This is a genomic window from Arthrobacter sp. 05L417, assembly GCF_056397865.1.
The window spans coordinates 75,586-89,389 of the sequence record NZ_JBFTOG010000003.1 but is presented as its reverse complement, the minus strand read 5'-3'; the positions used below and the strand labels follow the sequence as shown (position 1 = coordinate 89,389).

The window sequence follows — 13,804 nt, the reverse complement described above, 5'->3', positions numbered from 1 at the left end:
ATCACCCGGCGGACGGCAGAATGGAAACCGCAGTAGGCCTCGCTGGGAGGCCCGCGGAACAGGATAGGTGAATCCGGGATGGATGTTGACGTCGTCGTAGTCGGCGGAGGCGCTATGGGATCGGCTGCAGCGTGGCAGCTCGCACTCAGAGGGCGATCGGTGGTCCTCCTTGAGCAGTTTGAGGAAGGGCACCATGTGGGCGCCTCCCACGGAGCGACGCGCAACTTCAACACGGCATACGCGGAGGACGACTATCTCGCCCTGGTCAGCGAAGCGAGGAACTTGTGGGACGGGCTCGCGGAGGAGACCGAAACGCAATTGTTGGATCTTGTGGGTTTGGCAAACCACGGAAATATTGCCCGGCTCCGGGAAGTCCGCACCGCGCACGCGGAGCGGGGCATCTCAAGCCATTTCATCTCCGCAAAGGAAGCGTCAGAGCGCTGGCCAGGCATGGTGTTCCGAAGCGATGTGCTCTTCGTTCCGGAATCGGGCAGGGTCCGGGCGGCCGAGGCTCTCAGGGCGCTCCGCTCATCGGCCGAGGCGCACGGCGCTCGCTTCACTTATTCCACCCCGGTTCGCGACATCCGCATCCTCGGTGACGATCGCGCCGTCGTCGTGACTGATTCGCTGGAGATCACCGCGCGCCGGGTAGTCATCACGGCGGGCGCCTGGACCAGCAAGCTTGTCGGGGCGCAGGTGCCACTCCCCCGTTTGGTGGTCACCCAGGAGCAACCTGCCCATTTCACGCCCGTCGATGATTCCCAGCCCTGGCCGAGCTTCAACCACGCGCCGGACCCCGGCGATCCCCGTGACGACTATTGGTACAGCCCTGTCTATGGCATGCTCACGCCGGGCGAGGGGGTCAAAGCGGGGTGGCATGGCGTAGGACCGGTCACCGATCCCGATGCCCGCACGTTCGAAGCCGAGCCGGTCCAACTGGAGGCCCTCCGCCGCTACGCCCGTGAATGGCTGCCTGGGGTCGACGCCGGATCGGCGGTGCCCATCAGCTGCACCTACACGAGCACGGCCAACGAAGACTTCGTGCTCGACCGTTTTGGACCGCTCGTTGTCGGGGCCGGGTTCTCCGGGCACGGATTCAAGTTCACGCCGGCTATTGGCCGCGTACTTGCCGATCTTGTCGACGGGATTGACGCGCCGCGCCGCTTCCGCCGCGCTTAAATGCAACTAGCTCGCAGTTGTTGTCGTTCTGAGCGCTCAAAACGACAACAACTGCGAGTTAGTTGGGTGGAGCGGGGCGCTTAGTTCAGCGTCGCGACAACCTCGTTGAGCTTTGCGGACGGACGCATCACGGCCTCTGCCTTCGCGGCGTCGGGGCGGTAGTAGCCGCCGATGTCGGCAGGCGAACCCTGGACTCCGAGCATCTCGGCAATGATGGTTTCCTCATTGGACGTCAAGGCCCCGGCGACGGCGGAGAACGCCGCGGCGAGCTCGGCGTCGTCGGTCTGCTGGGCCAGTTCCTGTGCCCAGTACTTCGCGAGGTAGTAGTGGCTGCCCCGGTTGTCGAGTTCGCCCACCCGGCGCTTCGGGGACTTGTTGTCCAGCAGGAACGTGCCGGTGGCGCGGTCGAGCGTGTCAGCGAGGACCTGTGCCCGTGCGTTGCCGGTGGTGGTGGCAAGGTGCTCGAAGCTGACGGCCAGGGCGAGGAATTCGCCCAGGCTGTCCCAGCGGAGGTGGTTTTCCTGCAGGAGCTGCTGGACGTGCTTCGGAGCCGAGCCGCCGGCACCGGTCTCGAAGAGTCCACCGCCATTGATCAGCGGGACCACGGAGAGCATCTTGGCGCTGGTGCCAAGTTCGAGGATCGGGAACAGGTCGGTGAGGTAGTCACGCAACACGTTGCCGGTCACCGAGATGGTGTCTTCGCCCTTGCGGATCCGTTCCAGGGTGAACGCGGTGGCCTTCTCCGGGGACATGATTTCGATCTGCAGGCCCTCGGTGTCGTGGTCCTTCAGGTATTCCTTGACCTTGGCGATCAGCTGGGCGTCGTGGGCGCGGGTTTCGTCGAGCCAGAAGACAGCCGGCATCTTGGAAGCGCGCGCACGGGTCACGGCCAGCTTGACCCAGTCGCGGATCGGCACGTCCTTGGTCTGGCAGGCGCGCCAGATGTCGCCCGGGGAGACCTGGTGTTCGATCAGCACGGTTCCGGAGGAATCCACAACCTGCATGGTTCCCGCGTACTCAACCTCGAAGGTCTTGTTGTGGCTGCCGTATTCTTCAGCCGCTTGTGCCATCAGGCCGACGTTCGGAACCGTACCCATGGTGGTGGGATCGAAGGCGCCGTGGGCACGGCAGTCATCGATGACCACTTGGTAGACATCCGCATAGCAGCTGTCCGGGATGACCGCGAGGGTATCGGATTCCTTGCCGTCCGGTCCCCACATGTGGCCGGAGCTGCGGATCATTGCCGGCATCGAAGCGTCAACAATGATGTCGCTCGGTACGTGCAGGTTGGTGATGCCCTTGTCGGAATCGACCATGGCCAGCGCCGGGCCGTCTTCCAGGCCCTTCTTGATGGCCGCCTTGATGCCTTCGCGGACGTCCTCCGGGAGTTCATCGAGGCCGTTGAGGATGGACGCGAGGCCGTTGTTGGCGCTCAGGCCGGCAGCAGCGATCTGCTTGCCGTAGGTGTCGAAAAGCTCGGAGAAGTACGCCTTGACGACGTGGCCGAAGATGATGGGGTCGGAGACCTTCATCATGGTGGCCTTCAGGTGCGCAGAGAACAGCACGCCTTCTTCCTTCGCGCGGACCACCTGGGCAGCCAGGAACTCGTCCAGGGCGGCGGCGCGCAGCACGGTGCCGTCCACTACTTCACCGGCGAGAACGGGGAAGGCCGGCTTGAGGACCTTGACGGTGCCGTCTTCGCGGACAATCTGGATCTTGATGGTGTCATCGGCGGGGATCACAACGGACTTCTCGTTGGAACGGAAGTCGTTCGCGGTCATGTGCGCAACATTGGTCTTGGAGTCAGCACTCCAGGCACCCATGGAGTGCGGATTCTGGCGGGCGTAGTTCTTCACCGACAGGGGCGCGCGGCGGTCCGAGTTGCCTTCACGCAGGACCGGGTTCACGGCCGAGCCCTTGATCTTGTCGTAACGCGAGCGGATGTCCGTCTCTTCGTCAGAGGAGGGGTTGTCCGGGTAGTCCGGAAGTGCGTAGCCCTGCCCCTGCAGCTCGGCAATGGCTGCCTTCAGCTGAGGAACGGATGCACTGATGTTGGGGAGCTTGATGATGTTCGCTTCGGGCTTCTTTGCCAGTTCGCCCAGTTCGGCCAGTGCGTCACTGATCCGCTGCTCTTCAGTCAGGTAGTCACCGAAGACTGCGATGATTCGGCCAGCCAGCGAAATGTCGCGGGTCTCGACCTCCACGCCGGCCGTCGAGGCGAAAGCTTCCACAATCGGCAGGAACGAGTACGTCGCCAGCATCGGCGCTTCGTCAGTGTGGGTATAGATAATCTTTGCCATTGGCGGGGCATCTCCCTGAAAGTCTGCAGATTTCAACATCTCTAACTTACCTGAGGGGGCCGGATTGGCGCGTACTGGGACGGCCCCAAGCGAGCTATTCAACGTCATACCCCATCGAACCTTATGTACCTCGGCGGCAAATCGGAGTAGGTTCATTGGGTCAAACTGTGGCCGACGACACGTGGCCGCCAAACGATTGGCAGGACAATCATGACAAAGAAATCACTCCCCATCACTGGTCTCCTGAGCCTCCTTACCTCCGCCGTTTTGACCCTCTGTGCCGCTGGAGGGGCGGCAGCCGCAACGCCTTCCAGTGCGGTTTCGAGCTTCGCAGCGCCTGGGACGCAGCAGCTCGTCAGCATGGCGACAACAAACACCGACCCAACGGGGTACTGGACTCCCGAACGGATGCAAGCAGCAATCCCTGGAGATGTCCTAGCAAGCAAAGCCCTCACTCGAGGCGGCGTCGCCGGCGGCACGGTCGAAACCGGCCCGCCCGTGAAGATCGCCGGCGCCAAGGGTGGCAGCGGGAGCCTGCATCAAGACGAAGACCCCATTGACCACGTCGGCAAGGTCTTCTTCACCATGGGTGCTTTCGCCTACGTCTGCTCCGGCAACGTCGTCGTGTCGGATAACGACAGCACTGTGGCGACCGCGGGCCACTGCGTCAACGAGGGTCCCGGAGCGTTTGTCCAGAACTTCGTATTCGTTCCGGCCTATCTCAACGGCACGGCCCCCTACGGCATCTGGCCTGCTAAAGCCCTCTACACCACACCCCAGTGGCGCACGGCGGGCGACATCCGCTATGACACCGGCTTCGCTGTCACTGCAACGGTGAAAGGCAAGCACTTGGCCGACGTCGTTGGCGCGTCCGGCGTAGAGTTCAACCAGGACCGGGGGCTCAGCTACCAAGCCTTTGGTTACCCTGCCGCCCCGCCGTTCGACGGACAATCGCTGAAGAGCTGTTCGGGTGACGCCACCAAGGATCCCATCAATCCACAGTTCAAGGCGCAGGGCATTCCCTGCGATATGACCGGTGGATCATCGGGCGGGCCCTGGATGGTCGACTCCGGCCGGGATTCCTACCAAAACTCCATTACGAGCTACGGCTACCCCGGCGGCCCGGCTGTGATCTACGGGCCTTATTGGGGCTCCGTCATCCGGGATGCCTACGATATGGCGTCCACTTCCTAGGTCTTTCGGCCACTCGGAAATAGGGCAGAATTCGCTTCTTGTCAAAACGAAAGTCAAATCTCACAAAACTCTTTACATACTTGTCACGGCTTGGGTAGTTTCGGTTCCGTCAATCGGCGGCCACCACAAACCGGCCGCCTTCCCCCGATATCTAGGACAACTGTGACGAGAACCAAAACCCTGGCCACAAGCCTGTTCAGCCTGACTGCGGCCGCCTTACTTGCGCTAGGCTCCGGCGGCGGGGCCACTGCGGCTCCGTCGATGGGCAACGGCACCGATGCGTCGACCGTCAGCAGCAATTCGGCGTCGGACGGCAACACCGCTGACTATTGGACTCCTGAGCGGATGAAGAACGCCGTCTCTGGCGACGTTCTGGCGAGCAAGGCACTTAGCCGGGCACGGGCTGCGGTTGGCCTTTCGGAGGTACCAATTTCTCCCGAGCAGGTTTTTCCCGAACTTGGCCACACCCTGACCGTCGAAGGCCAGCAGGCCAGCAGCACCGCGGCGCCGTCCCCCGCCCTGGACCGTAAAGCCAATGCCGGCGAGTCTCCCGTTTCGCACATCGGGAAGGTGTTCTTCACCCTCGGCGGGGTGAACTATGTCTGCTCCGGCAACTCCGTCACCTCGGCCAACCAGAGCACGGTGTCCACCGCCGGCCACTGCCTCAACGAAGGCCCCGGGGCATTCGCGAGCAACTTCACGTTCGTTCCTGCCTACCTGAACGGGGCTGCGCCCTACGGCAAGTGGACGGCCAAGGCGCTCTACACCACCAGCCAGTGGTCCTCGAGCGGAGCCATGCAGTACGACACCGGATTCGCCGTCATGAACACCCTCAATGGCCAGAAGCTTTCAGACGTGGTGGGTGCCTCCGGAGTCCAGTTCAATGCGGCCCGCGGACTGGCATACAAGTCGTTCGGCTATCCTGCGGCACCCCCGTTTAACGGCGAGTCGCTCAAGAGTTGTTCCGGCACGGCCGCCAACGATCCCTACAACCCCCAGTACAACACCCAAGGGATCCCCTGCAACATGACGGGTGGCTCCTCCGGTGGTCCGTGGTTCATTGGAACCAGCGCCAGCGGATACCAGAACTCGGTGAACAGCTACGGCTACGGCAGCAACTCCACCAAGATGTACGGCCCGTACTGGGGCACGGTCATCCAGGGCACCTACCAGACCGCGTCCACGGCCCCGTAACCTGCCCGGCACGTGAAAGCCCAGCGCGGAAGCAAGGGACATGCCCCCTGCTAGCTCCCAGGGCCGGACATATTGCGAATACGCCCAGTCCTGACCACAAAAAATGGACATGCCCCCGGGAAGGGAGGACATGTCCATTTCTTGGTGGAGCGCCCGGACTTGGTGGAGCGCCCGGAGCCAGTGGAAGCCCGGACTTAGTGGAAGAAGTGCCGTGCTCCCGTGAAGTACATCGTGATGCCGGCGGCGTTAGCCGCGGCAATGACTTCCTCGTCGCGCACTGAACCGCCAGGCTGGACGACAGCGCGTACACCGGCGTCGATCAGGATCTGCAGGCCATCGGCGAACGGGAAGAACGCGTCGGAAGCGGCCACGGCACCGCGGGCACGCTCGGGCGCACCGCTGGAATCGGTGTTTGAGGCACCGCCGGCGCCATCGACGTCGGACTCCACCTGAACGCCCAAGGTGTTGGCGCGCTCAACGGCCAGTTTGCAGGAGTCCAGGCGGTTGACCTGGCCCATGCCGATGCCCACTGCCGCCCCGTTGTTGGCGAGGAGGATCGCGTTGGACTTGGCGGCGCGGCAAGCGGTCCACGCGAACGCGAGATCGGCCAGCGTGGCGTCGTCGGCGGCTTCGCCGGCGGCGAGGGTCCAGTTGGCGGGGTTGTCGCCGTCGGCGTCCACCTTGTCGGCTTGCTGGACGAGGACGCCGCCCGAGACCTGGCGGATCTCCGTCGGGTAGCGGCCATAACCGTCGGGCAGTGCCAGGAGGCGGATGTTCTTCTTCTTGGACAGGATTTCAACGGCTTCCGGCTCGAAGCCCGGGGCGATGACAACCTCTGTGAAGATCCCTGCCACGGTCTTGGCCATACCGGCTGTGACAATGCTGTTGGCCGCGATGACGCCGCCGAAAGCGGACACCGGATCGCAAGCGTGGGCCTTGGCGTGGGCGTCGGCAATGGGGTCGGCGGCATCGGCCGAACCAACGGCCACGCCACAGGGGTTGGCGTGCTTGATGATGGCGACGGCCGGCTCGGAGAAGTCGAATGCGGCACGGAGGGCGGCGTCGGCGTCGACGAAGTTGTTGTAGCTCATGGCCTTGCCGTGCAGCTGGTCAGCCTGGGCGATGCCGGCGGGGGCTGCCTTGTCCACGTAAAGGGCGGCCTGCTGGTGCGGGTTTTCGCCGTAGCGCAGGACCTCGGAGCGCTCAAGGGCGAGGCCGGCGTAAGCGGGCCAGTCGATGACGCCGTCGCCGTCTTCGTCGAGGAACTGGCTGGCGGTCCAGGTGGCAACGGCGGTGTCGTAGGTTGCGGTGTGGGCGAAAGCCTTGGCGGCCAAGCGGCGGCGGGTCTTCAGGTCGAAGCCACCCGCGGCGGCGGCTTCCACCACAGCGCCGTAGAAGTTCGGGTCAACAACGATCGCGACGGCGGCATGGTTCTTGGCGGCCGAACGCACCATGGCGGGGCCTCCGATGTCGATCTGCTCGACGACGTCGTCCTGGGCCGCGCCGGAGCGGACAGTCTCCACGAACGGGTAGAGGTTGACCACTACGAGGTCGAAGGGCTCGATCTCCATCTTGGCCAGCGTTTCCATGTGGGCAGGAACGCGGCGGTCGGCCAGGATGCCGCCGTGCACACGCGGGTGCAGGGTCTTGACCCGGCCATCGAGCATCTCCGGGGAACCGGTGACTTCTTCGACTTCCTTGACCGGAATACCGGCTGCGGCGATCTTCTTCGCGGTGGAACCGGTGGAGACGATCGCGACTCCTGCTGCATGCAGGCCCTTCGCGAGCTCCTCCAGCCCCGTCTTGTCGTAAACCGAGATCAGTGCACGGCGGATGGGAACACGGTCAAGCTGCGTCAAGCTCACAAAAGTCTCCGTCTTATATCGCGGGATTCCGCGGTTGCTGGGGATACGGACGAGTTTATCGTGTTGTGGGTCGTCTTCGTTTTTCGAGACGCGGCGGCGCACGCAACATATGGTTGGGCCATGGATTCCGCTGATGTGATTTTGGTAGCCGATGTCGGGAAGAGCCGCTGCAGGGTTGAACTCAGGCAAGGCGATGAGGTGTTGGGCTCGGCGGACCAGCAGGGCTTCCCCGGCCTGGGCATGGACAACGGCGCCCGGCTCGCCTTCGAGCTGCTCGCGGACACCGCGGCCATGCTGCCGCGCGAGCTATCGGCAGCATTCCCGGAAGGTTCGTTGCGGGGAATCGGCGCCGCCGTCGCCGGGGTCGAGGCCTCGGCGGCGAACTCACACGAACTCGCCGCCCTGCTTTCCGAACGCTTCAAGGTCCCGGCCGCGGTCCTCTCGGATGCCACCGCGGCCCAGCTCGGCGCCCTGGACGGCGCACCCGGAACGGTGCTGATTGTTGGCACGGGGGCTGTTGCCTTCCGCTTCGACGACGCCGGGACCCTCCACCGCGCCGACGGTTGGGGACCGCTGTTGGGCGATCGCGGGAGCGGCCGCTGGATCGGCCAGCAGGGTCTTCAGGCCGCGTTGCAAGCCCACGACGGCGGAGCGGCCACGTCGTTGCTCGGCGCGGCCGCCGCGCTGCTCGGCTCGCCCGCGCAGCTTCCGGCGTGGCTCGCCGAATCCGACAACCCGGCCCGGACGATGGCGCGTTTCGCCCCCGTGGTGCTCGAAGACGCGGAGGCGGGAGACGCCGTCGCACGCTGCATTGTGGACGAAGCGTGCAGGCTCCTCGTGGACACCGTGGCCCTTGCTTCCGGCGACACGAAGCAGGTGGCTCTCCTTGGCGGCGTCGTGAAATCGGAGTTCTTCGGCGGGCTCTTGCACAACGCCCTCGCTTCGGCTGGGATTGAGGTGGTTGCGGCACTCGGCGATGGCATGGACGGGGCCGCCCTCGCAGCGAACCGCCGCGGGCTCCTCCAGGAAAGGTACATTCACCGTGACGGAACAGCCTGACCCATCTTCCCCCGGTACCCCTGATGGGCTCGCGGAACTCCGTTCCGAGCTCGCGGGCCTGCAAACAGAAGCGGCATCGCCCGCGCTCAGTGAGTTGGACACCATGGGTACGGCCGAGCTCGTCGCCGCCATGAACGAGCAGAATCGCGGCGTCCCGGCCGCCGTCGAACAAGCCAGCGGGGAGATCGCCGCAGTGGTCGATGCCGTTGCGGAGCGCCTCGCCCGCGGCGGCCGGCTGCTCTACGTCGGAGCTGGAACGGCCGGGCGGCTCGGGGTATTGGACGCGAGCGAATGCCCGCCAACCTTCGGCACTCCCCCGGGTCTCGTCGTCGGGATCATCGCGGGCGGCAACCAGGCCATCCAGAAACCGGTGGAGTACGCCGAGGACAACGCCACGGCCGGAGCCCGGGACCTGCACGACATCAGCGTGACCGAGGCGGACGCCGTCGTCGGAATTTCGGCTTCGGGACGAACGCCATACGTGATCGGGGCGCTCGAGGAGGCCCGCAGCCGGGGCGCCTTCACGGCGTCGCTCGCCTGCAACCACGATTCGCCCATCAGCAAATTGGCGGACGTAGCGATCGACGTCGTGGTCGGTCCCGAATTCGTTGCCGGTTCAACGCGGCTGAAGGCGGGGACCGCACAGAAACTCGTCCTCAACATGATCAGCACGCTCGCCATGGTCAAGCTCGGGAAGACCTACGGAAACCTGATGGTCGATCTGCGCGCCACCAACAACAAACTCCTCGCAAGGTCCCAACGGACCATCCAACACGCCACCGGCGTGGACGCGGAGACGGCGATTCAAGCGCTGGATTCCGTGGGCGGCTCGGTCAAGGCGGCCATCCTGGTGGTGTTGACTGGCATCGATCCGGGCCAGGCGAAGAGCGCTTTGGATGAGGCTGGCGGCTTCCTGCGAAAGGCGATCCAGAAGCACGGATAGAGTTTCCCCAGGAGGGGAAATGAATACTTACACAACCGTCCCGAGCGGCGAGCAGGTTGTCCAGGAGCTGCCGTGGAGGTGGAAGGTCCAGGGCAGGATTTTCCTGATTGGCGGCCTCGGCTTCATGTTCGACGCGTGGGACGTCACCCTCAACGGCATCCTCATTCCGCTGCTTTCCAAGCATTGGTCCCTCCAGCCCGCCGACGCCGGATGGATCGGCACCGCAAACCTCATCGGCATGGCCTTGGGCGCCTTCGCTTGGGGCACCATCGCGGACACGATCGGGCGTAAGAAGGCATTCACCGCTACCCTCCTGATCTTCTCCGTCTTTACTGTGTTGGGAGCTTTCGCCCCGGACATCGTGTGGTTCTGCATCTTCCGCTTCATGGCCGGTTTCGGGCTAGGCGGCTGCATTCCCGTGGACTATGCCCTGGTGGGGGAATTCACTCCGCGGAAGCAACGCGGCAAAGTGCTCACCGCCATGGATGGTTGGTGGCCCGTCGGCGCCGCCCTGTGCGGCTTCATTTCGGCCGGACTTGTTGCGGCTTTCGCGGACTGGCGCCTGACGATGCTCGTGATGGTCTTGCCTGCCCTGCTGGTGTTCTGGGTCAGGCGGAGCGTACCGGAATCCCCGCTCTTCCTCATCCGCAAGGGACGCCGCCAAGAAGCCGCCGAGGTCATCGACAGCCTCGTCTTGGCCACCGGAGCCGAGCCGCGCGCTTACAGCCTTCCCGCCCCGCAAGACGCGCCGCGCCTCTCGGCCGGCAGCGCATGGCAACAGTTGCGCCGCCTTTGGCAGTTCAATTGGAAGATCACGACGGCGGCCTGGGCCCTGTTTTTCAGCATCCTCCTGGTCTACTACTTGAGCTTGACGTGGATGCCGCGGATTCTGATCGGCGCCGGATTCGAGGAGTACAAGGCCTTCGTGACGACAGCCGGGATGGCCGGCGTCGGGCTCCTGGGCGTGGCGGTCGCGGCAGTGCTGGTGGAGCGCGTGGGCCGCAAATGGATCCTGGCCATCACCGGGCCGCTGTCGGCTTTGACCTTGGTGATCGTTTCGTTGGTGGTGGACATTCCCGACGCGGCGGTGTTCTGGCTCCTGGCGTTTGGCTTCGTCATCCAGGTGGCCATCCCGGTGCTCTATGCCTACGTGTCGGAGCTCTACCCCACCGAGCTTCGGGGCTCCGGCTTTGGCTGGGCGTCCACTTTCTCACGGGTTGGCGCAGGGATAGGGCCGCTCGTGTTCGCCTCGTATTTCTGGCCCGAGTTTGGCTTGGCCACGTCCTTCGCCTTGGCTGGCGGGCTGATCGTGGTGGCGGTGCTGTGGATGGCGTTGTTCGCGCCGGAGACCAAGCAACTCGAGCTCGACTGAGCCTGCCCCTTTCCGCACCCCCAACTAGTCCCCGCCGCCACCCTCGCCTGCCCAACTAGCTCGCATTAGTTGTCGTTTTGAGCCGTCATAACGACAACAAATGCGAGTCAGTTGGGTTGGGCGCCCTGGACTTAGGCGTGCTTTCCCGCCGCGAGCTCTGCGAGGGTCCGGACCAGAAGCTTGCGCTCCACCACCTTGATGCGTTCGTGCAGGGTGTCTTCGGTGTCGTCCGGGGCGATGTCGACGGCCTCCTGGGCGATGATGGGTCCGGTGTCCACGCCGGCGTCGGCCCAGTGGACCGTGCATCCAGTCACTTTCACGCCATAGGCCATGGCATCGCGGACTCCGTGGGCTCCCGGGAAAGCGGGCAGCAGTGCGGGGTGGGTGTTGAGATACTTGCCGCCAAAGGCATCGATGAATTCCGGGCTGACGATCCGCATGAACCCGGAGGAAACCACTACGTCCGGATCGAAGGAGGCAACGGCCTTGGTAAGCGCGGCGTTCCAATCGGCCCGGTCCGCGTAGTCCTTGAAGTCCACCACGAAGGTGTCCAGTCCGGCTTCGGCGGAGCGTTCCACTCCGTAGGTACCCGGCCGATCTGCTCCCACGGCTGCGATCTCAACATCCAGCTCGCCCGCCTTCACGGCGTCGATTACTGCTTGGAGGTTGGAACCGGTGCCGGAGACGAGGACAACAATGCGCATTGCACTAGCTTATGGCTGGCTCGCGTAGGCTGGAAAACATGAATTCCGGCGTTGGACCCACTCCGCAGCATCAGCCACAGAGCGAGGCTGCCAAATCAGCGCTTGCCGTTACCCAAACACTGTTCAGGACATTCCTGCTGACGGTGCTTGGCGCCCTCTTCGTCTACATCCTGAACATCAGCTACGTCTGGCTCAGCGCGATCCTCACCGTCATCGCGGGGGTGCTCGGAGTGGTGGTCCTCGTGCGGGCCATCAGGTTCAAGCAGCCGCGCATCGTACTGTTTGGCACCATTTCCGGACTGGTTGTCACGGCCATCATGTGCCTGCTGGTGCTCACCGCCGTCGTCTTCTTCCAGCAGATCCGCACCTTGCAGGACTGCGCACGAGGCGCGCTGACGCTCCACGCCCAGAACTCGTGCCAGGTGGATTTCCAGAACTCCATTCCCTCCGGATTGCGCTAGCCGGGCGCAATCCAAGGCGAGGCGGGCACCTTAGCGGTGGTCGCCGTCGTACACGGAATCGTCGAGGTCCGCTTCGCGGAGCTTCTGCCGCCTCTCGAGCCATGGCCCCACCCAGTAACCGATCACGACGCCGATCCCCACCTCCGCGGCGATCCAGACTGCCGTCCACCGCGGGTCCGGTCCGATCTCGGTGAGGCGACCGATTCCGGCGGAACCGCGTGCCAGCCACGCGAGGCCTCCGGCCAATGCCCCTGCCACCGCACCGACGAGCGCGCCAAGGAACAGCGTGGAAACAGGGGCCGTGAACCAGCGCGCCTTGATCTTGATGGAGAGCCATTCGTCGAAATGGTTCTCCCCCGCACGCAGGAACCACCAGCCAGCCAGCAGACCGGCGATCACCGGAAGGGCGAGGGCCGCGGCTCCGAATTCGAGCTGGCCGGTGGGAAGCGCGCCGAAGACAGGAATCGCAGGCAGGGGCCCGACGGCGGTGCCCAGCGGCCCGGCGTGTGAGCCGACACCGAGGGAGAACCCTGCGCCGGAGGACCAGGCCAGGGTGAATACCGCCAGATTGGGCAGGTAGCCGAGCTGGGCGATGGTCAGGACGCCACCGCCGAGGGCCCCGGCTTTCAGGCCTTCGTAGACGGCGATGATGTCCGTCCAGTGGATGACGAGGTCGACGGCGAGCAGCGTCGCTGAGAGTGTCATGGCCGCCATGATCGCCACGAATCCCGCCTTGATGGCGGAGCCAAAGTAGGAACCGGCCCAACGCGAATGTTGGCTTGTGCGCGCGAGCCAATCGACGGCGTCGACGCCAATGAGCCTGCTCCACGAGCCGGACTCACGCCGGGCGCCCACCACCATGCCGAGGCCGAACGGGATAAGCGGAAGTAATGCGGCAAACCAGATGTTGATCACTACGTCCTGCGTGCGGCACACGAATCCGGTAGCCGCGCCGAACGCCCCATAAACAAGCAACGCCCCGAAGAAGGCCTGCCACAGCTGGTCCGTGTACGAAGCCCTGGCCAGCCGGCGGCCAGCGCGCCACGCCAGGAGGAACGGGACCAGAGTCAGTCCGAGCGGGATAAGGGACAGCATGCCGGAACCGGGTAGACCCGCGGTTCCCAGGTTGACGGTGGCAAGCTGCAGCGGCACACCGTGGACCAAGAGCCAGGTTTGGCCGGCCAGGCGTGCCAGGAAATCGATGGTGTGGTTCTGGAATCCGTCAGTTGCCCAGACGCCGACCAGCGGCAAGACCACCACGAGCGCGGAGATGATGGCGGCCTGCGCCGACTCAAGGGCACCCTGCAGCCACAAAGGCATGGGCAGGCCACGGTTACCGGTCTGATCAGCGCGCAGTTTCATCGTGTCCTATCGTGCCACGGCGTGCCCCGCTCCCCCGGCAGGCGCCCGCACGGCCCGCCAATCCTCCAACCGTCGCTCACCAACAACCCCCTCCCGACCAACCCTCGCTCACCAACAACCCCCTCCCGACCAACCCTCGCTCACCAACAACCCCCTCCCGACCAACCCTCG

General features: G+C 64.6%; 11 protein-coding genes. 7 read left to right on the top strand and 4 right to left on the bottom strand.

Annotated elements, in window-relative coordinates:
• Nucleotides 1-78: 78 nt before the first annotated feature.
• Nucleotides 79-1,179 (top strand): FAD-dependent oxidoreductase, encoded by a 1,101-nt coding sequence (locus AC1DJW_RS03785; protein WP_476900774.1) that lies wholly within the window; start codon nt 79-81, stop codon nt 1,177-1,179.
• Nucleotides 1,180-1,259: 80 nt separating this feature from the next.
• Here AC1DJW_RS03785 and AC1DJW_RS03780 read toward each other — a convergent pair whose 3' ends face one another.
• The gene (locus AC1DJW_RS03780) at nt 1,260-3,479 is read right to left on the bottom strand and encodes an NADP-dependent isocitrate dehydrogenase (RefSeq protein WP_476900773.1); all 2,220 of its coding nucleotides are present in this window, start codon (nt 3,477-3,479) and stop codon (nt 1,260-1,262) included.
• 210 nt (nt 3,480-3,689) lie between these two features.
• On the opposite strand from AC1DJW_RS03780, the gene AC1DJW_RS03775 reads away from it, so the two are divergent.
• Together AC1DJW_RS03775 and AC1DJW_RS03770 are read left to right on the top strand one after the other, a co-directional pair.
• On the top strand, nt 3,690-4,673 hold the full coding sequence (locus AC1DJW_RS03775; protein WP_284751872.1) for a trypsin-like serine peptidase: 984 nt from the start codon (nt 3,690-3,692) through the stop codon (nt 4,671-4,673).
• Between the two features lie 162 nt (nt 4,674-4,835).
• A complete protein-coding gene (locus AC1DJW_RS03770) occupies nt 4,836-5,867 on the top strand; it encodes a trypsin-like serine peptidase (RefSeq protein ID WP_476900772.1) in 1,032 nt (343 codons plus the stop codon).
• Between the two features lie 194 nt (nt 5,868-6,061).
• Here AC1DJW_RS03770 and purH read toward each other — a convergent pair whose 3' ends face one another.
• The gene (gene purH / locus AC1DJW_RS03765; protein ID WP_390279479.1) at nt 6,062-7,732 is read right to left on the bottom strand and encodes a bifunctional phosphoribosylaminoimidazolecarboxamide formyltransferase/IMP cyclohydrolase; all 1,671 of its coding nucleotides are present in this window, start codon (nt 7,730-7,732) and stop codon (nt 6,062-6,064) included.
• Nucleotides 7,733-7,852: 120 nt separating this feature from the next.
• Between purH and AC1DJW_RS03760 the strand changes: the two genes are divergently transcribed.
• Genes AC1DJW_RS03760 through AC1DJW_RS03750 form a run of 3 tightly spaced genes read left to right on the top strand, consistent with a single transcriptional unit; the run spans nt 7,853 to nt 11,106 of the window.
• Nucleotides 7,853-8,791, top strand: coding sequence for an N-acetylglucosamine kinase (locus AC1DJW_RS03760; RefSeq protein ID WP_476900771.1), 939 nt, complete (start codon nt 7,853-7,855; stop codon nt 8,789-8,791).
• Complete coding sequence (gene murQ / locus AC1DJW_RS03755; protein WP_459340669.1) at nt 8,775-9,734, top strand: N-acetylmuramic acid 6-phosphate etherase; 960 nt, start codon at nt 8,775-8,777, stop codon at nt 9,732-9,734. Before AC1DJW_RS03760 ends, murQ begins: the two co-directional genes overlap by 17 nt.
• Before the next feature lie 19 nt (nt 9,735-9,753).
• On the top strand, nt 9,754-11,106 hold the full coding sequence (locus tag AC1DJW_RS03750) for an MFS transporter (RefSeq protein WP_459340670.1): 1,353 nt from the start codon (nt 9,754-9,756) through the stop codon (nt 11,104-11,106).
• Nucleotides 11,107-11,237: 131 nt separating this feature from the next.
• Here the strand turns inward: AC1DJW_RS03750 and purN are convergent, their stop codons facing one another.
• Nucleotides 11,238-11,810: a phosphoribosylglycinamide formyltransferase gene (purN, locus tag AC1DJW_RS03745; RefSeq protein WP_390279471.1), complete on the bottom strand. Its 573-nt coding sequence runs from the start codon at nt 11,808-11,810 to the stop codon at nt 11,238-11,240.
• Between the two features lie 38 nt (nt 11,811-11,848).
• On the opposite strand from purN, the gene AC1DJW_RS03740 reads away from it, so the two are divergent.
• Nucleotides 11,849-12,271, top strand: coding sequence for a hypothetical protein (locus tag AC1DJW_RS03740; RefSeq protein ID WP_390279469.1), 423 nt, complete (start codon nt 11,849-11,851; stop codon nt 12,269-12,271).
• Nucleotides 12,272-12,301: 30 nt separating this feature from the next.
• Here AC1DJW_RS03740 and AC1DJW_RS03735 read toward each other — a convergent pair whose 3' ends face one another.
• Nucleotides 12,302-13,633 (bottom strand): cell division protein PerM, encoded by a 1,332-nt coding sequence (locus tag AC1DJW_RS03735; protein ID WP_476900770.1) that lies wholly within the window; start codon nt 13,631-13,633, stop codon nt 12,302-12,304.
• Nucleotides 13,634-13,804 lie beyond the last annotated feature (171 nt).

Excerpts from the sequence above, each read along its gene's own strand:
- AC1DJW_RS03780 (WP_476900773.1), bottom strand. The coding sequence starts at position 3,479 with ATGGCAAAGATTATCTATACCCACACTGACGAAGCGCCGATGCTGGCG.
- AC1DJW_RS03760 (WP_476900771.1), top strand. The coding sequence starts at position 7,853 with ATGGATTCCGCTGATGTGATTTTGGTAGCCGATGTCGGGAAGAGCCGC.
- AC1DJW_RS03775 (WP_284751872.1), top strand. The coding sequence starts at position 3,690 with ATGACAAAGAAATCACTCCCCATCACTGGTCTCCTGAGCCTCCTTACC.
- AC1DJW_RS03785 (WP_476900774.1), top strand. The coding sequence starts at position 79 with ATGGATGTTGACGTCGTCGTAGTCGGCGGAGGCGCTATGGGATCGGCT.
- AC1DJW_RS03750 (WP_459340670.1), top strand. The coding sequence starts at position 9,754 with ATGAATACTTACACAACCGTCCCGAGCGGCGAGCAGGTTGTCCAGGAG.
- AC1DJW_RS03735 (WP_476900770.1), bottom strand. The coding sequence starts at position 13,633 with ATGAAACTGCGCGCTGATCAGACCGGTAACCGTGGCCTGCCCATGCCT.
- AC1DJW_RS03740 (WP_390279469.1), top strand. The coding sequence starts at position 11,849 with ATGAATTCCGGCGTTGGACCCACTCCGCAGCATCAGCCACAGAGCGAG.
- purN (WP_390279471.1), bottom strand. The coding sequence starts at position 11,810 with ATGCGCATTGTTGTCCTCGTCTCCGGCACCGGTTCCAACCTCCAAGCA.